The 15,467-nt window shown below is 70.9% G+C and carries 15 protein-coding genes; 7 read left to right on the plus strand and 8 right to left on the minus strand.

Annotation, left to right across the window (positions count from 1 at the left end):
* Positions 1 to 2: 2 nt before the first annotated feature.
* The 5 genes from mmsA to OHA58_RS24760 all read right to left on the minus strand — a co-directional run bounded on the left by mmsA (position 3) and on the right by OHA58_RS24760 (position 6,011).
* On the minus strand, positions 3 to 1,529 hold the full coding sequence (gene mmsA / locus OHA58_RS24740; protein ID WP_405485151.1) for a multiple monosaccharide ABC transporter ATP-binding protein: 1,527 nt from the start codon (positions 1,527 to 1,529) through the stop codon (positions 3 to 5).
* 71 nt (positions 1,530 to 1,600) lie between these two features.
* The gene (gene chvE, locus OHA58_RS24745; protein ID WP_405485153.1) at positions 1,601 to 2,716 is read right to left on the minus strand and encodes a multiple monosaccharide ABC transporter substrate-binding protein; all 1,116 of its coding nucleotides are present in this window, start codon (positions 2,714 to 2,716) and stop codon (positions 1,601 to 1,603) included.
* Positions 2,717 to 2,727: 11 nt separating this feature from the next.
* Entirely contained in the window at positions 2,728 to 3,720 is a 993-nt protein-coding gene (locus OHA58_RS24750; protein ID WP_405481452.1) for a hypothetical protein, read from the minus strand.
* Positions 3,721 to 3,834: 114 nt separating this feature from the next.
* Positions 3,835 to 4,851, minus strand: coding sequence for a zinc-binding dehydrogenase (locus OHA58_RS24755; protein ID WP_405481454.1), 1,017 nt, complete (start codon positions 4,849 to 4,851; stop codon positions 3,835 to 3,837).
* Positions 4,848 to 6,011 (minus strand): mandelate racemase/muconate lactonizing enzyme family protein, encoded by a 1,164-nt coding sequence (locus tag OHA58_RS24760; RefSeq protein ID WP_405481455.1) that lies wholly within the window; start codon positions 6,009 to 6,011, stop codon positions 4,848 to 4,850. Before OHA58_RS24760 ends, OHA58_RS24755 begins: the two co-directional genes overlap by 4 nt.
* Before the next feature lie 226 nt (positions 6,012 to 6,237).
* On the opposite strand from OHA58_RS24760, the gene OHA58_RS24765 reads away from it, so the two are divergent.
* The gene (locus OHA58_RS24765; RefSeq protein ID WP_405481456.1) at positions 6,238 to 6,918 is read left to right on the plus strand and encodes a hypothetical protein; all 681 of its coding nucleotides are present in this window, start codon (positions 6,238 to 6,240) and stop codon (positions 6,916 to 6,918) included.
* Between the two features lie 78 nt (positions 6,919 to 6,996).
* On the opposite strand, the gene OHA58_RS24770 is transcribed toward OHA58_RS24765, so the two are convergent.
* A complete protein-coding gene (locus OHA58_RS24770; RefSeq protein ID WP_405481457.1) occupies positions 6,997 to 7,503 on the minus strand; it encodes a MarR family winged helix-turn-helix transcriptional regulator in 507 nt (168 codons plus the stop codon).
* Between the two features lie 71 nt (positions 7,504 to 7,574).
* On the opposite strand from OHA58_RS24770, the gene OHA58_RS24775 reads away from it, so the two are divergent.
* The 5 genes from OHA58_RS24775 to OHA58_RS24795 all read left to right on the plus strand — a co-directional run bounded on the left by OHA58_RS24775 (position 7,575) and on the right by OHA58_RS24795 (position 11,155).
* Positions 7,575 to 8,606 (plus strand): NADP-dependent oxidoreductase, encoded by a 1,032-nt coding sequence (locus tag OHA58_RS24775; RefSeq protein ID WP_405481458.1) that lies wholly within the window; start codon positions 7,575 to 7,577, stop codon positions 8,604 to 8,606.
* Positions 8,607 to 8,689: 83 nt separating this feature from the next.
* Positions 8,690 to 9,112 carry an organic hydroperoxide resistance protein gene (locus OHA58_RS24780; protein ID WP_100591911.1) on the plus strand — a complete coding sequence of 141 codons (423 nt, stop codon included), beginning with the start codon at positions 8,690 to 8,692 and terminating at the stop codon, positions 9,110 to 9,112.
* Positions 9,113 to 9,178: 66 nt separating this feature from the next.
* The gene (locus OHA58_RS24785) at positions 9,179 to 9,961 is read left to right on the plus strand and encodes an EI24 domain-containing protein (protein WP_405481459.1); all 783 of its coding nucleotides are present in this window, start codon (positions 9,179 to 9,181) and stop codon (positions 9,959 to 9,961) included.
* Between the two features lie 35 nt (positions 9,962 to 9,996).
* Complete coding sequence (locus OHA58_RS24790; RefSeq protein ID WP_405481461.1) at positions 9,997 to 10,806, plus strand: NAD(P)-dependent oxidoreductase; 810 nt, start codon at positions 9,997 to 9,999, stop codon at positions 10,804 to 10,806.
* 19 nt (positions 10,807 to 10,825) lie between these two features.
* Positions 10,826 to 11,155: a YrdB family protein gene (locus tag OHA58_RS24795; protein WP_405481463.1), complete on the plus strand. Its 330-nt coding sequence runs from the start codon at positions 10,826 to 10,828 to the stop codon at positions 11,153 to 11,155.
* A 19-nt stretch (positions 11,156 to 11,174) separates the two neighbouring features.
* Here OHA58_RS24795 and OHA58_RS24800 read toward each other — a convergent pair whose 3' ends face one another.
* The gene (locus OHA58_RS24800) at positions 11,175 to 11,810 is read right to left on the minus strand and encodes a TetR/AcrR family transcriptional regulator (RefSeq protein ID WP_405481464.1); all 636 of its coding nucleotides are present in this window, start codon (positions 11,808 to 11,810) and stop codon (positions 11,175 to 11,177) included.
* A gap of 93 nt (positions 11,811 to 11,903) precedes the next feature.
* Here OHA58_RS24800 and OHA58_RS24805 point away from each other — a divergent pair, with 93 nt between their 5' ends.
* Positions 11,904 to 14,348: a glycoside hydrolase family 3 protein gene (locus tag OHA58_RS24805; RefSeq protein WP_405481465.1), complete on the plus strand. Its 2,445-nt coding sequence runs from the start codon at positions 11,904 to 11,906 to the stop codon at positions 14,346 to 14,348.
* A 114-nt stretch (positions 14,349 to 14,462) separates the two neighbouring features.
* Here OHA58_RS24805 and OHA58_RS24810 read toward each other — a convergent pair whose 3' ends face one another.
* Positions 14,463 to 15,455: an aldose epimerase family protein gene (locus tag OHA58_RS24810; protein WP_405481466.1), complete on the minus strand. Its 993-nt coding sequence runs from the start codon at positions 15,453 to 15,455 to the stop codon at positions 14,463 to 14,465.
* Positions 15,456 to 15,467: the final 12 nt, after the last annotated feature.

The following is a 15,467-nucleotide window of genomic DNA, read 5'->3' on the forward strand; positions in this document are numbered from 1 at the left end:
TCCTACCTCTTGTCCTTGGTCATGTGCCGCATCAGTACTTCCTGGGTGGCCTCCGCTCGCGGGACCTCGCCGGTGAGCCGTCCGGCCGACATCGTGTAGATCCGGTCGCACATGCCGAGCAGCTCGGGCAGTTCGGAGGAGATGAAGACGACGGCCTTGCCCTCGGCGGCCAGTTGGTCGATCACCGTGTAGATCTCGTACTTCGCACCCACGTCGATGCCGCGGGTCGGCTCGTCGAGGATCAGCACATCGGGCCCCGCGAAGATCCACTTACTGAGGACGACCTTCTGCTGGTTGCCGCCGGAGAGCCGGCCCACGGGTTCGGAGACGTTGGGCGCCTTGATGTTCATGGACGTGCGGAAGCCCTCGGAGACCTTCCGCTCCTCGTGCTCGTCGACGACCCCGCGCCGGGCGACCTTGCGCAGCGCGCTCAGCGAGATGTTGCGGTTGACGGAGTCGATGAGGTTGAGGCCGTAGTGCTTGCGGTCCTCGGTGACGTACGCGATGCCGTGCCCGACCGCCTCGGGGACGGTGCGGGTGCGGATCTCGGTGCCGTCCTTGAGGACACTGCCGCCCGCGTACTTCCCGTAGGCCCGGCCGAACACGCTCATCGCGAGTTCCGTGCGGCCCGCGCCCATCAGCCCCGCGATGCCGACGATCTCCCCGCGGCGCACGTTCAGGGACACCGAGTCGACGACCTTGCGCTGCTGGTCGATGGGGTGGAAGACGGTCCAGTCGCGGATCTCGAGGGCCGGCGCCGCGGTGAGGTCCTGCGGGTGCGGGGTGCGCTCCGGAAAGCGGTGGTCGAGGTCGCGGCCGACCATGGCACGGATGATCCGCTCCTCGGTCGTCTCCGCGGCCTTGACGTCGAGCGTCTCGATGGAGTGCCCGTCGCGGATGACCGTCACGGAGTCCGCGACCCGGGCGATCTCGTTGAGCTTGTGCGAGATGATGATCGAGGTGATGCCCTGGCCCTTCAACTCCAGGATCAGATCGAGGAGTTTGCCGCTGTCCTCGTCGTTGAGCGCGGCCGTCGGCTCGTCGAGGATGAGCAGCTTCACCTCCTTCGACAGGGCCTTGGCGATCTCGACCAGTTGCTGCTTCCCGACGCCGATGTCGGCGACGCGGGTCTGCGGGTGCTCGTTCAGACCGACCCGCCGCAGCAGGTCCGTGGCGTGCTTGAGGGTCTCGCCCCAGCTGATCACGCCCCGCGTGGCGTGCTCGTTGCCGAGGAAGATGTTCTCGGCGAGCGAGAGGTACGGCACCAGGGCGAGCTCCTGGTGGATGATCACGATGCCGCGCTTCTCGCTCGCCCCGATGTCCTTGAACCGGCACGGCTCGCCCTCGAAGAGGATCTCCCCCTCGTAACTGCCGTGCGGGTGAACGCCGCTGAGGACCTTCATCAGTGTCGACTTCCCGGCGCCGTTCTCCCCGCAGACGGCGTGGACCTCGCCCGCGCGGACGCTCAGGGAGACGTCCGCGAGCGCCTTGACGCCGGGGAAGGTCTTGACGATCGAGCGCATTTCCAGGACGGGTCCCGCCATGGTCGTGCCTTTCTGCTCCGTGTGAACCGGTGGTGTGAACCGGTGGTGTGGGCGGGCTACTTGAGGTCGCTCGCCTTGATGTAGCCGGTGTCGATGAGCTCCTTCTGGTAGTTGCTCTTGTCGACGCTCACCGGCTGGAGCAGATAGGACGGCACGACCTTCTTGCCGTTGTTGTACGACGTGGTGTCGTTGACCTGCGGCTTCTTCCCCTTCAGCACCGCGTCGACCATGCTGGACGCGACCTTGGCGAGCTCCCTGGTGTCCTTGTAGACGGTCTGGGTCTGCTGGCCCGCGACGATCGACTTCACCGAGGCGACCTCGGCGTCCTGCCCGGTGACGACGGGCAGCGGCTTGCTCGCGGAGCCGTAGTCGTCGGACTTGAGCGCGGACAGGATGCCGATCGAGATGCCGTCGTACGGGGAGAGGACGGCGTCCACCTTGGCCGAGGAGTACGACGACGTGAGCAGGTCGTCCATGCGCTTCTGCGCGGTGCCGCCGTCCCAGCGCAGCGTCGTGACCTTGTTGAGCGCCGTCTGGCCGGACCTGACCACGAGCTGCTTCTTGTCGATGTAGGGCTGGAGCACCTTCATGGCGCCGTTGAAGAAGTACTTGGTGTTGTTGTCGTCGTTCGAGCCCGCGAACAGCTCGATGTTGAAGGGCCCCTTCTTGGAGCCGTCCTTCAGGCCCAGCTTCTCGGTGATGTAGGTGCCCTGGAGCCGGCCGACCTTCTCGTTGTCGAAGGAGGCGTAGTAGTCGACGTAGGGGGAGTTGAGCAGGAGCCGGTCGTAGGAGATGACGGGGATGTCCGCGTCATGGGCCTCCTTGAGGACGTTGGAGAGCGCGTCGCCGTTGATCGCGGCGATGACCAGCGCGTCCACGCCCTGCGTGATCATGCCCTCGAGCTGCTGGACCTGCTGGTCGACGTCGTCCTCGCCGTACTGGAGGGTCGTCTTGTAGCCGGCCTTGTGCAGCGTGGTGACCATGTTCTTGCCGTCGGCTATCCAGCGCTCGGACGACTTGGTCGGCATGGCGATGCCGACGGTCATCTCCTTCTTGTCCTTGGCTTCCTTGCTGCCGCCCTCACCGCTCTGCCCGCAGGCGGTCAGGGCGAGGGCGAGAGCGGCGGCTCCCGCCACGGCGGAAACGGCACTTCTGCGGTTGCGCACAGGCATGGTCATGGTCATCAGTCCTTGTCGGTCGCGTCGTGGGGAGCCGGGGAGGTCAGCGGGAAACGGTCGAGAGCGCCCGGCAGCCGCGAGCCCAGCGGCGACATGCCGCCGTCCGCGCCGTGCCGGGCCAGCAGGTCGAGGGCGAGGCGGCCGCGGCGCACGCGCTCACGGGCGGTGTCGAGAGTGACGTCGCGCAGGTGGGCGCCGTACGGGTAGATGCCGGGGGCTTTCGCGAGCCCGAACTTCAGGTACAGCGGCGCCCCGCGGCGGATCAGCTCCGCGATCTCGTACATCCGTACATAGCCGCCGAGGTCGTCGGGCGCCTCGACGTACAGGTCCATGGGCGCGGCGGAGACCCGGCGGATCTCGGTGAGGTGGGCGAGGGTGAGGTCGCTCGGCACGTTGAGCGAGTCGGCGCCGAGCCGCTCGAAGACGGCGTAGGAGGCCGGGTTGACCGGGCCGATGAGCGCGGAGACCTTGAGCGTGGTGTCACCGGGGATCACCCCCTGCTCGCGCGCCCGGTGCAGCGTCCACAGCACACCCTCGTCGGCGACGAGCAGGCACTTCACGCCCAACTCCGTGGCCCGGACCGCGTCTTCCACGCATCCGGCGACGGCGTCGTGGCCGCGGGCCCGCAGGCCGGCGCCGTGCGAGTCGGTGCGCACGGAGGCGCCGGTGTCCCAGGTGCCGCGCGGGCCGGTGAACAGGCACAGCTCGATGTCCCGCTCGGCGGCGGACTCGACCATCTCGGTGATCTCGGCGTCGGTGAGCATCCACACGCCGCTGCCCTGGCTGATCCGGTGGACCGGCACGTCGAGGCGCGAGGCCTCCTTGAGGACGACGGCCAGCGCCTCGGGCCCCTCGACCGAGGGGATCTCGGTGCGCCAGGTGCCGCCGTCGGGGAAGGCGTGCGGGGAGGTGTCGCTGTCGTCGATGGAGGGGGCGGACAGGCCCAGGGCCGCGAGGGCGGGTTCGCCGGGGCGGCGGGGAGAAGGGGAGTCGGTCACGGGCAGTCCTTCACGTTCGGTGTTGTTCGGTATTTCGTGTTCGGTATTTCGAACGAGGTTCGGATCGGTGGGTGCGGGCCCGCCCGGAACGTGCCGGGCGGCAGGAGCTATGGCTTACGAGAGGCCCTGGGGGAGCAGCAGCACCTTGCCCACCTTGGGGTCGCCGGATCCCACCAGCTCGATGGCGTACGGGAATTGATCCAGCGGCAACTCGTGCGTCACCAGCGGCAGCGGATCCAGGAGCCCCGCGCCGAAGACCCGCACGGCGTGCGCCCAGGCGGCCGGCGGCGCCCCGAACACGGTCCGCACCTCCAGCTGCCGCACGACGAGTCCGGTCGGATCGAGCCCCGCCGCACCGGATGCCGGGAGCCCGGTGAGGACGAGCCGCCCCCCGCGCCGCAGCAGCGACGCCGCGGTACGGGCCGAGTCCGCGGACCCGGCGGTCTCGATCACCACATCGAAGTCGCCGGGCAGCTCCTGGCCGGGCGTACGGAAGTCCGTCGCGCCGAACTTCCGTGCCAGGGCGGCCCGTTCGGCCCGGGTGTCGACGGTGAGGAGCTCGGCGGGGGAGTTCGCCGCGAGGAACTGCACGGCGAGGATGCCCAGGGTGCCCGCGCCGACGACGGCGACCCGTTCGCCAGGCCGCGCGTCCGCCTTGAGCGCGGCCGCGGCGACGCAGGCCGCGGGTTCGAGCAGCGCGGCCGCCGTCAGATCGGCGTCGTCCGGCAGGACGTGCAGGAGCCGGGCGGGCAGGGTGAGTGTGGCGGCCATGGCGCCGGGCTGCGTGAACCCGGTCTCCTCGTACCCGGCCGTGCACAGCGTGGTCTCGCCGGCGTGACACCGTGCGCAGACCTGGCAGTTGCGGAAGCCCTCGCCGACGACCTTCCTGCCGACGAGCGACTCCGGGGCGCCCGGCCCGACGGCCTCGACGGTGCCGGACCACTCGTGGCCCGGAGTGAGCGGGTACCGCACGTACCCCTCGGGCCGGTTGCCCCGGTACACCTCGCGGTCGCTGCCGCAGATGCCCACGGCGTGGACGCGGACCAGCGCCTCGCCGGCACCCGGCGGCGTCGGCTCGTGAGGGACGATCCGGTACGTGTCCGGCGCCTCGACGACGACCGCGACGCTCACCGCGTCCGCTCCGGCCGGCGCTGCTCCCAGCCCTCCGCCCACAGGTCGAACCGGGCCTGCTGCTGTGGGAACTCGGCCGCCGCGTCCACGTCCAGCTCGACCCCGAGCCCCGGCTCGTGCGACAGCTCGAAGCATCCGGTCTCCGGATCGACCTGCGGCGCGCCCTTCACCACCTTCTTGATGTCCGCGTCCGCGAAGTCGTTGAAGTGCTCAAGGACCTTGAAGTTCGGTGTGGTGAAGCCGACCTGGAGCGAGGCCGCGGTGAGCACGGGACCGCCCACGTTGTGCGGCGCGACCAGCACGTAGTGGGATTCTGCCGTCGCCGCCAGCTTCCGCGTCTCCCAGATGCCGCCGATGTGGCCGACGTCCGGCTGGATGATGTCCGCGGCCTGGCTCTCGAACAGCTCGCGGAACTCGATCCGGTCATGGATCCGCTCACCCGTGGCGACCGGGATGTCCACCTTCGCGGCCACCTTCTCCAACGCCTTGAGGTTCTCCGGCGGCACCGGCTCCTCCAGCCACGCGGGCTTGAAGGGAGCGAGATCGCGCGCCAGCCGGATGGCGGTGGAGGGCGAGAACCGGCCGTGCATCTCCAGCATCAGCTCGGCGTCGGGCCCGATCGCGTCGCGCACCGCCTCGATCAACGACACGGCGTACAGGCTCTGTTCGTGGTCCAGTTCGTAGTGTCCCGTCCCGAACGGGTCGATCTTCAGCGCCCGGTAGCCGCGCTCCATCACGGCCCGCGCCGCCTTGTGGTAGGCCTCCGGGGTGCGCTCGGTGGTGTACCAGCCGTTCGCGTACGCCTTGACCCGGTCCGTCACCTTGCCGCCGAGCAACTGCCACACCGGCACGCCGAGCGCCTTGCCCTTGATGTCCCAGCAGGCCATCTCGACGACCGCGATGCCGGACATCACGATTTCTCCGGCCCGCCCGTAGTCCCCGTACTTCATGCGCCGTACGAGGTCCTCGGCCGCGAACGGGTCGGAGCCGACGATGTGATTGGCCTGAGCCTCCTTCAGATAGCCGACGAGCGCGTCGGTGTGGCCCAGCATCCGGGTCTCGCCGACCCCGGTGATCCCCTCGTCGGTGTGCACCTGGACGTAGGTCAGGTTGCGCCAAGGCGTCCCGACCACGTGTGTGCTGATTCCCGTGATGCGCACGGCAGTTGCCCCCTGCGACGTTCGATATTTCGTCATGCGTTCGAAATCTTGGCGTGACAGTAAGGAGGTGCGCGCGGGGTGTCAATGGTTCGCGCACCGGGTCGCCCGGTACGCCGTGCACAGAAGCCGTATGGAGGGTCAATTCTTTGGAACACGCGGTTCCGCACAGAACATTCACAGCACCGGCTTTTTCCGTTACCGGCGCGGCGCCTAGCCTCCATGCGTCATGGATTACTGCCACCCGTGCCGAAGGCACCTCAACGGCGCCCTCGCCTGCCCTGGGTGCGGCACGCCCGCCGAAGCCTGCCGCGAGCACGCGGAGGCGCTCGCGGCGCAGGAGCCGGCCGAGAACGCCGGCGCCTCCTACGCCGACGAACCCACACACACCCGCCGCTCCCGCAGGGAACGCCGTGAGCGCGGCGCCCGCAGGGCCCATCGGCGTCGGCGCAACAAGATAGTGATCGCCGCCGCGGGGCTCGCGCTCGCCGCGGGCGGCCTCAGTTTCGCTGAACTCGGCACCGAGTCGTCGGCGGACGGCGACGGGCGGGGCTCGTCCACGTCGGCCGAGGAGGCCGCCGACCAGGAGGCCGAGGCCGCCGCGTCCTCGGCGGCCGCCACCCCGACCGGCGCCGCCGATGCCGAGGCGGACCCGCAGGCGTCGAGCGCCTCGGCATCCCCCTCCCCGTCCGCGTCGGAGTCCAAGGACGCGAAGGACGACAAGGGCAAGAAGACGGGGGAGACGAAAGAAGGGACCGGAGGGCGCGCCACCTCGGTGCCCGCCGCCACCCCGACCCCGGACACCCCGGCCGGCCCCGGCACGCCCGCTCCCGGACCCACCACGACACCGCCCCCGCCGCAGCCCACCCCGACGAAGACGTGCGACCGCTTCCTGTGGTGGTGCACCTAAGGGCTGCGCCTTGCGGCCGGCCTCGTTTTCCTGCCCCTGCCGGAAGCCACGGCTTGTCGCAGGAAGCCACGGCCGGCGTCAGGCCGTGGCGTCGCCGCCCATCATCTTGGCGAGGAGCCTGCGCAGTGCGTTCCGCTCCTCGCCGGTCAGCGAGGCGATGGCCCCGCGAGCGAAGCCCAGGTTCCCCTGCACGCCGCGCGCCATCCGCACGCCCTCTTCCGTCGGCGCGGCCAGTTTCACGCGCCGGTCGGCCGGGTCGGGGCGGCGCTCGACGAGGCCGCGCGCTTCCAGGCGGTCGATGAGTCCGGTGATGTTCGACGGCTCGCAGTTCACCTGCTGGGCTATGCGCCGCATGGGCATCGGCTCGCGGGAGAGCAGGTCGAGGACGCGCGCCTGCGCCGTGGTGAGCCCCTGGCCCCCGGCGGCCTGCTCGTACTCCTTGTAGTGACGCGAGACCAGCGTGCCGATCAGCTCGACCAGGTCGGCGGTCACCGGGTCGGCTGTTGCGGGATCGGTTGCCACGGGGTCGTCTGTCACGGGTTTTGGGGCGGAGCTGCTTGCGGCCATGTACTCCAGAGTACCCATTTACTTGACACTATGAAATATCGAGGAGCATGGTTGTTTCAGTAAGTGAAGCAATCAGGAGGCGCCCCGCCATGTCTGTCGACACCCCTCAGATCCCCGCCACCAGCCGCGAGTGGCACCTGACCAGCCGCCCGGTCGGCTGGCCCAAGCCCGAGGACTTCCAGCTCGCCGAGGTGGAGATCCCCCAGCCCGGCCCCGGCCAGGTGCTCGTCAAGAACCTGTATGTGTCCGTGGACCCGTACATGCGCGGCCGCATGAGCGCCGCCAAGTCGTACGTCGCCCCGTACGAGCTCGGCAAGGCGATGCAGGGCGGCGCGGTCGGCGTGGTCGTCGCCTCGAACGACGAGGGTGTGGCCGTCGGTGACCACGTGCTGCACTTCAACGGCTGGCGCGAGTACGCCACGTTCGACGCCAAGCAGGCCGTGAAGGTCGACCCGGAGGCCGCGCCCCTGTCGGCGTACCTCGGTGTCCTCGGCATGACGGGCCTCACCGCGTACGCGGGTCTCCTGCGCACCCTCTCCTTCAAGGAGGGCGACACGGTCTTCGTCTCCGGCGCGGCCGGTGCCGTCGGCAGCCAGGTCGGCCAGATCGCCAAGCTCCTCGGCGCAGGCCGCGTCGTCGGCTCGGCCGGCTCGGCCGAGAAGGTCAAGCTCCTCATCGAGGAGTACGGCTTCGACGCGGCGTTCAACTACAAGGACGGCTCCGTCTTCGAGCAGCTCAAGAAGGCGGCCCCCGACGGCATCGACGTCTACTTCGACAACGTCGGCGGCGACCACCTCGAAGCGGCGATCGGTCAGCTCAACCGGGACGGGCGCATCGCGATCTGCGGCGCGATCTCGGTCTACAACAACACCGAGGCCGCCCCCGGCCCGCGCAACCTGGCCCGCCTGATCCAGACCCGTGGCCGCATCGAGGGCTTCCTCGTCGGCGACCACTACGACCTCCAGCCGCAGTTCGTGCAGCAGGTCGGCGCCTGGATCCGCTCCGGCGAGCTCAAGTACCGCGAGACCGTCGTCGAGGGCATCGAGAACAACCTGGAGGCGTTCCTCGGGGTTCTGCGCGGCGACAACATCGGAAAGATGGTCGTCAAGCTGGGGGAGTGACCCCGGTCACCCTCGTTCCTTCCGGGATTCGGTAATCTCTTTCCGCCTACCGGATCAAGCGAGATCGAATGAGGGAGTACGGGATGCCCATCCAGCAGTCGGACGTCGTCTATACCGCCGTGGCCACCGCGGAGAACGGCCGTGACGGCCGCGTCTCCACGGACGACGGCAAGCTCGACGTCGTAGTGAACCCGCCCAAGGAGCAGGGCGGCAGCGGCGCCGGCACCAACCCGGAGCAGCTGTTCGCCGCCGGCTACAGCGCCTGCTTCCAGGGCGCACTCGCCGTGGTCGCCCGCCAGGAGAACGCCGACATCTCCGGCTCGACCGTCACCGCGCACGTGGGCATCGGCAAGAACGACGAGGGTTTCGGCCTCATCGTCGAGATCGCCGCCAAGATCCCGAACGTGGACGAGGCCACCGCCAAGTCCCTGGTCGAGAAGGCCCACCAGGTGTGCCCGTACTCCAAGGCCACCCGCGGCAACATCACGGTGACGCTCTCCGTGTGACCGCCGTGCCCGGTCCGGCCCGTACCCCGCGCAAGGGGTGCGGGCCGGTCCCCATAGGGTGTCCCCATGCATGATCTCGGGGCGGGCTTCGGCTACTTGATGAAGGGCCAGCGCTGGGTCAACCAGCACGGCAAGCAGTTCGGCCTGGGGCTGCTGCCCGGCCTGATCACCCTGTTCCTGTACGCCGCCGCGCTGGTCTGCCTGACCCGGTGGGGCGACGACTTCGTCACCTGGGCGACCCCCTTCGCCGACGACTGGACCTCGCCGTGGGCCGGCCTGTTCCGCGGCTTCCTGACGGCCGTGCTCTTCGCCCTGGCCCTGCTCCTCGCCGTCCTCACCTTCACCGCCGTCACCCTCCTGATCGGCCAGCCCTTCTACGAGTCCCTGTCGGAACAGGTCGACCTCGCCGAGGGCGGCCACGCCCCCGAGTCGGGCCTCCCGCTCTGGCGCGAACTGTGGATCTCGGCCCGCGACAGCCTGCGCACCCTGGTGCGCGCCGCCGATTGGGCCATCCTGCTCTTCGCCCTCGGCTTCGTCCCGCTCGTCGGCCAGACCGTCGTCCCGGTGATCGGCTTCTTCGTCACCGGCTTCTTCCTCACCGAGGAGCTCACCGCGGTCGCGCTCCAGCGCCGCGGAGTCGATCTGCGCGAGCGCCTCGCCCTGCTGCACGCCCGCAAGGGCCTCGCCTGGGGCTTCGGCACCCCGCTCGCGGTCGCGTTCCTGGTGCCGTTCGTGGCGGTGTTCCTGATGCCGGGCGCGGTGGCGGGCGCGACGCTGATGGCCCGTGACCTGCTCGGCGAGACGGCCCCGGAAGCGGCCCCGGAGTCCGGGGAACCGGCCACGCGCTGACGCCGGGGGCCGCGGACAAGGGCTAGCGTCGGAGCATGGAAAAGATCGCCTTCCTCGGCCTCGGTCACATGGGTGCGCCCATGGCCCGTCATCTCCTCGACGCCGGACACCCGCTGACCGTCTGGAACCGCACTCCGGCGAAAGCCGCCCCGCTCGTCGAACGGGGCGCCGTACTCGCCGACAGCCCCGCCGACGCCGTGCGCGACGCGGATGTGGTCATCACGATGCTCGCCACCCCGGACGCCGTGTCCGAGGTCGCCGACGCCATCGCGCCCGAGCTGCGGCCCGGCACCTGCTGGGCGGAGATGTCGACCATCGGGCCCGAGGCCGTACGGCAGCTGGCGGCCCGCCTCGGTGACGGGGTGACCCTCGTCGACGCCCCGGTCATGGGCAGCACCGACAAGGCCGAGGCGGGCGAGCTCGGCATCCTCGCGGGCGGCGACGCGGACCGGATCGAAGGCGTACTCGCCCACCTCGGGACGGTCACCCGCACCGGCGCGCCCGGCTCCGGCGCCGCACTCAAACTCGTCGTCAACACCGCCGTCATCGGCAGCGTCGGCCTGGTCGCCGAGGCCATGGCGCTCGCGGACGCGCTCGGCCTGCCCGAGGACGTCGCGAAGGGCGCCCTGGCCGCGGGCCCACTCGGCGGAGCCGTCGCCCGCGCCTTCGCCGAGGGCGTGCACTTCGGCTCGGACCTCGCCGTCAAGGACATCGCCCTGGCCACCGGGACCACCGAACTCCCGGCGATGGAAGCCGTGTTGGGTCACTTCAAGGAGGCCGCGGCGGACCCGTCCCTCGCCCACGAGGACATCGCGCGGGCCGTCACCCGTATCCGTGAGCGGTAGGCCGGGTCATACTGCGCCCATGAAGACGGCGAACCTGGGTGTGCTCTTCCTGATCGAACTGGCCGCTCTCGGGGCCGTCGGGCGCTGGGGGTTCACACGCGACGTCTCCGTCCCGCTCGCCTGGCTACTCGGCCTCGGGGTCATCGCGGTGATGATCACGCTGTGGGCGCTGTTCGGGTCCCAGAAGGCGTCGTACAAGACACGGGGCGCGGGCCGGGTCGCCTTCGAGCTGGTGTGGTTCGGGGCGGGCGCGGCCGCGCTCCTGCTGGCCGGGGCCGTCGGCTGGGCCATCGCCTACGTCCTGGTGTGCGTGGTGAGCAAGACGCTCGCGGTCGTCTGGCGCCAGTAGCCGCCGCGCACACGGGAGTTCACCCGAGGGCTGCGTCCCCTGTGTCCCCTGTGTCGCCCCTGCTGCCCCTGTCGCCCGGGTCGCCTTCGATGAGGGCCAGGAAGTCGCGGAACGCGCCCGGCATGTCCACCGACTCGGGGTCCAGCAGCCACTGGTACTGCAGCCCGTCCATCACCGCCACGAGCAGCGGCGCCGCCCGCTCGGGTGTGAGGCCGCCGGGCAGCCGCTCCCCGTACTCGGTGCGCAGCACGGCGGCCATGCTCTCCCGCACGTTCCCGTACCGCTGTGTGAAGTAGGGCCGCGCCGGGTGGTCCTCCGTGACGCTCTCGCCGAGCAGCGCGGAGAACGTCTGCACGATGCCGGGCCGCATCGCGTTGTACTCGACCAGCGAGGCGAGCAGGTCGGGGCGCCACCGGCCGTCCGGCACCGCGTCCCACTGGTCGCGCTCCTCCAGGACCGCGACGAGCAGCGCCTCCTTGGTGCGGAAGTAGTGCAGCAGCCCTTGCTGTGTGAGCCCGACGCGCTCGGCCACCGCCCCCAGTGTCGCGCCGCGGTACCCGCGCTCGGCGATCACCTCCAGGGCGGCACGGAGGATCTCCGCGCGCCGTTCCTCGCTCCTGGCGGTTCTCGTACCCATGCCGTCACCGTACGACATCGTTTATAACGGCGAGATAACGAAACCTACCGATCTACAGGTAACGGGTGCAGGATGACGGACAAGGCCGGACTTCAACGAGGAGGCGCCGTCGTGGCGGACACCCAGCAGGACCAGGCACGCGAGGCGGTCGTCGAGGCCGCGCTCGGCAAGCTCGACCTCGACACCAAAGCGGGCCTTCTCGCCGGGCAGGACATGTGGTCCCTGCCCGCCGTGCCCGGCATCGGCCTCGCGTCCCTCGTGATGTCGGACGGCCCGATCGGCGTCCGCGGCATCCGCTGGACCGCCGACGACCCCTCGATCGCCCTTCCGTCACCGACCGCGCTCGCCGCCACCTGGGACCCCGAACTCGCGCGCAGGGCCGGGCAGTTGCTCGCCCAGGAGGCCCGGCGCAAGGGCGTGCACGTGCTGCTCGCCCCGACCGTCAACCTGCACCGCACGCCCGTCGGAGGCCGGCACTTCGAGGCGTACAGCGAGGACCCGTACCTGACCGGCGCGATCGGCACCGGCTACGTACGCGGCGTGCAGTCCGGCGGAGTCGGCACCACCGTCAAGCACTTCGTCGCCAACGACGCCGAGACCGACCGCTTCACCGTGGACAACGTGGTCAGCGCCCGCGCCCTGCGCGAGCTCTACCTCGCCCCTTTCGAGGCGATCGTCGAGAACGCGCACCCCTGGGGCATCATGACCGCCTACAACACGGTCAACGGCACGACGATGACCGAACACCGCTACCTCGTGAACGAGGTGCTGCGCGGCGAATGGGGCTTCGACGGCTTCAACGTCTCCGACTGGATGGCCGCCCGCTCCACCACCGGCGACATCGAGGGCGGCCTGGACGTGGCCATGCCCGGCCCGGAGACGGTGTACGGGCCCGCGCTCGCCGCCGCCGTCCGTGCCGGAGAGGTCGAGGAGTCCACCGTCGACGAGGCCGTGCGCAACGTGCTGCGCCTCGCCGCCCGCGTCGGCATCCTCGAAGGCGCCGCCCCCGAGGTCACCGACACCGAGACCCCTGCCGAGATCGATGGCGAGGCACTCGCCCGCGAGATCGCCCGCCGCGCCTTCGTCCTCGTACGCAACTCCGGTGCCCTTCCGCTGCGTTCGGGCGGCAATGTCGCCCTCATCGGCGCCGCCGCACGCGACGCCCGCGTCCTCGGCGGCGGCTCCGCCACCGTCTTCCCCGCCCACGTCGTCTCCCCGCTCGACGGACTGACCGCCGCGCTCCCCGAGGGCACGCTCACCTACGCGATCGGCGCCGACCCGAACGAGGAACTCGCCGCCGCGGGCGCCGGGTTCGAGCTGCGCGCCCGCTGCCTGGACGCCGCCGGCGACGTCCTCGGCACCGCTTCCGTGCCCGGCGGCCGCATCCAGTGGATCGGCGCCGACCTGCCCGACGGCGTCACCCACGACATCCTGCACACCGTCGAGATCACCGGCACCTTCACCCCGCGGGCCTCCGGGCCGCACACCTTCGGCACCCAGGGCATCGGCGGTTTCACCCTCACCGTCGCCGGACAGGTCCTCTTCGACGGGGAGCAGCCGCTCGCCTCCGCCGCCGACCCGTTCGCGGCGTTCTTCGGCAGCCCCGTCGGCCGCGGGGACGTCGACCTCGTCGCCGGCGAACCCGTCGACGTATCCCTGCGCTACGTCGTCTTCAAGCCCGAGGGCGCCCCGCTCCAGGCCATCGCGTTCTCGCTGGTCCACCGCGAGCCGCAGCGCGACCCCGACGAGCTGATCGCCGAAGCCGTCGAGGCCGCGCGCTCCGCCGACACCGCGGTCGTCGTGGTGGCCACCACCGAACGCGTCGAGTCCGAGGGCTTCGACCGCAAGGACCTGCGCCTGCCGGGCCGCCAGGACGACCTCGTGCGCGCCGTCGCCGCCGCCAACCCGAACACCGTCGTGGTCGTGAACTCCGGCTCCCCGGTGGAACTCCCGTGGCGCGAGGACGTCGCGGCCGTGCTCCTGAGCTGGTTCCCCGGCCAGGAGGGCGGTGACGCCCTCGCCGACGTCCTCACCGGAGCCGAGGAGCCCGGCGGCCGGCTCCCCACCACCTGGGGCACGTTCGACGACGCACCCGTCACCGAGGTCGCCCCCACCGACGGCCGGCTGGCCTACACCGAGGGTGTGTTCATCGGCTACCGCGCCTGGGAGAGGTCGGGCGCCACCCCGTCGTACGCCTTCGGCCACGGCCTCGGCTACACCGACTGGACGTACGAGGCGATCGAGGTGCGGGACGCGGGCGCGACGGCCGTGATCCGGGTGCGCAACTCCGGTGAGCGGTCCGGTCGCGAGGTGGTCCAGGTCTATCTGGCGCCCGAACAGGCCGACCCCGCCCGCCCGGCCCGCTGGCTGGCCGGCTTCGCGGGCGTCGAGGCGGCACCCGGCGAGAGCGTCGAGGTCACCGTCCCGCTGCCGCGCCGCGCCTTCGAGATCTGGGACGAGAACGCCGGCGCGTGGGCACACCAGCCGGGTGCGTACGAGGTCGAGGCGGGCCGCTCGGTCGCGGACCGTCGCGTGAGCGCGAGGGCCAAGGTCTGAGCGGATTCGCCGGGTGCGGGTGCGGGTGCGGGTGCGGGTGCCGGTGCCGGTGTCAGGGCTGGTGGGGGTACGGGTTCCGGCTCCGGCTCCGGTTCCGGTTCCGGTTCCGGCGGTTCAGGCGCGGGTGCCGAACCCGTACACCGTCTCCGACCGGAACACCTGACCCGGCCTCAGTTCCGTCGACGGGAACCGGGGCCGGTTGGGGGAGTCCGGGAAGTGCTGGGTCTCCAGGGCGATCCCGGCGCCGGGCGCGAACGGCAGCGTCTCGTCGAAGTGGTCGGCTGTGTACAGCTGGAGCCCCGGCTCGGTCGTCGCGACGGTCAGCGTCCGCCCCGACGCCGGGTCGTGCAGCTCGGCGACCTCCACCGGCGCCTCGGTGACCCCCTTGTCGAGCACGTAGTTGCGGTCGTGGCCGAGCCCCGGCTTCCGCGGCTCCCGGAAGTCGAGGGCCGTCCCCGCCACGTCGGTGAACTCCCCGGTCGGGACCAGGTCCCCGTCCGCCGCGGTGAACCGCGAGGCCGCGATCCGCACCTCGTGCCCGCCCGCCGCGTCACCCGAGCCCGCGCCGCCCAGATTCCAGTACGAGTGGTTCGTCAGGTTCACGACGGTCGGCGCGTCGGTCACCGCCTCGTACGCGATCCGCAGTGCCCCGCCCTCGTCGAGCGTGTACGTCGCCGAGACCTCCATGCGCCCCGGGAAGCCCTCCTCGCCGTGCGGGCTCACCCGGTGCAGGCGCACACCGTGCTCCAGCTGGTCCGCGTCCCACACGCGCTTGTCGAAGCCGCGCTCGCCGCCGTGCAGCGCGTTCGTCCCGTTGTTCTGCGCCAGGTGGTAGATCCGGCCGTCGAGCGGGAAGCGGCCGCCCGCGATCCGGTTCGCGTACCGGCCGACCAGCGCGCCGAGGAAAGGGCCCGGATGGGCGAGGTACCCGTCCAGCGAGGGAAACCCGAGTGTCACATCCGCCGTGGCACCGGCCCGGTCGGGAACCTCCGCCGACTGCACGATCCCGCCGTACGTCAGGACGCGCACCCGCACCCCGTCGCGTTCGAGGGTCCAGCGGTGGACGGGCGTGCCGTCGGGGAGCGTGCCGAAGAGTTCGCTGCGCATGATCGAGACCCT

It is taken from the genome of Streptomyces sp. NBC_00009 (assembly GCF_045040855.1).
Lineage (GTDB): Bacteria > Actinomycetota > Actinomycetes > Streptomycetales > Streptomycetaceae > Streptomyces > Streptomyces aureus.

Coding starts and splice junctions, on each gene's coding strand:
- OHA58_RS24790 (WP_405481461.1), top strand. CDS start 9,997: ATGGAAAAGATCGCCTTCCTCGGCCTCGGTCACATGGGTGCGCCCATG.
- OHA58_RS24795 (WP_405481463.1), top strand. CDS start 10,826: ATGAAGACGGCGAACCTGGGTGTGCTCTTCCTGATCGAACTGGCCGCT.
- OHA58_RS24800 (WP_405481464.1), bottom strand. CDS start 11,810: ATGTCGTACGGTGACGGCATGGGTACGAGAACCGCCAGGAGCGAGGAA.
- OHA58_RS24765 (WP_405481456.1), top strand. CDS start 6,238: ATGGATTACTGCCACCCGTGCCGAAGGCACCTCAACGGCGCCCTCGCC.
- chvE (WP_405485153.1), bottom strand. CDS start 2,716: ATGCCTGTGCGCAACCGCAGAAGTGCCGTTTCCGCCGTGGCGGGAGCC.
- OHA58_RS24810 (WP_405481466.1), bottom strand. CDS start 15,455: ATGCGCAGCGAACTCTTCGGCACGCTCCCCGACGGCACGCCCGTCCAC.
- OHA58_RS24770 (WP_405481457.1), bottom strand. CDS start 7,503: ATGGGTACTCTGGAGTACATGGCCGCAAGCAGCTCCGCCCCAAAACCC.
- OHA58_RS24785 (WP_405481459.1), top strand. CDS start 9,179: ATGCATGATCTCGGGGCGGGCTTCGGCTACTTGATGAAGGGCCAGCGC.
- OHA58_RS24780 (WP_100591911.1), top strand. CDS start 8,690: ATGCCCATCCAGCAGTCGGACGTCGTCTATACCGCCGTGGCCACCGCG.
- OHA58_RS24775 (WP_405481458.1), top strand. CDS start 7,575: ATGTCTGTCGACACCCCTCAGATCCCCGCCACCAGCCGCGAGTGGCAC.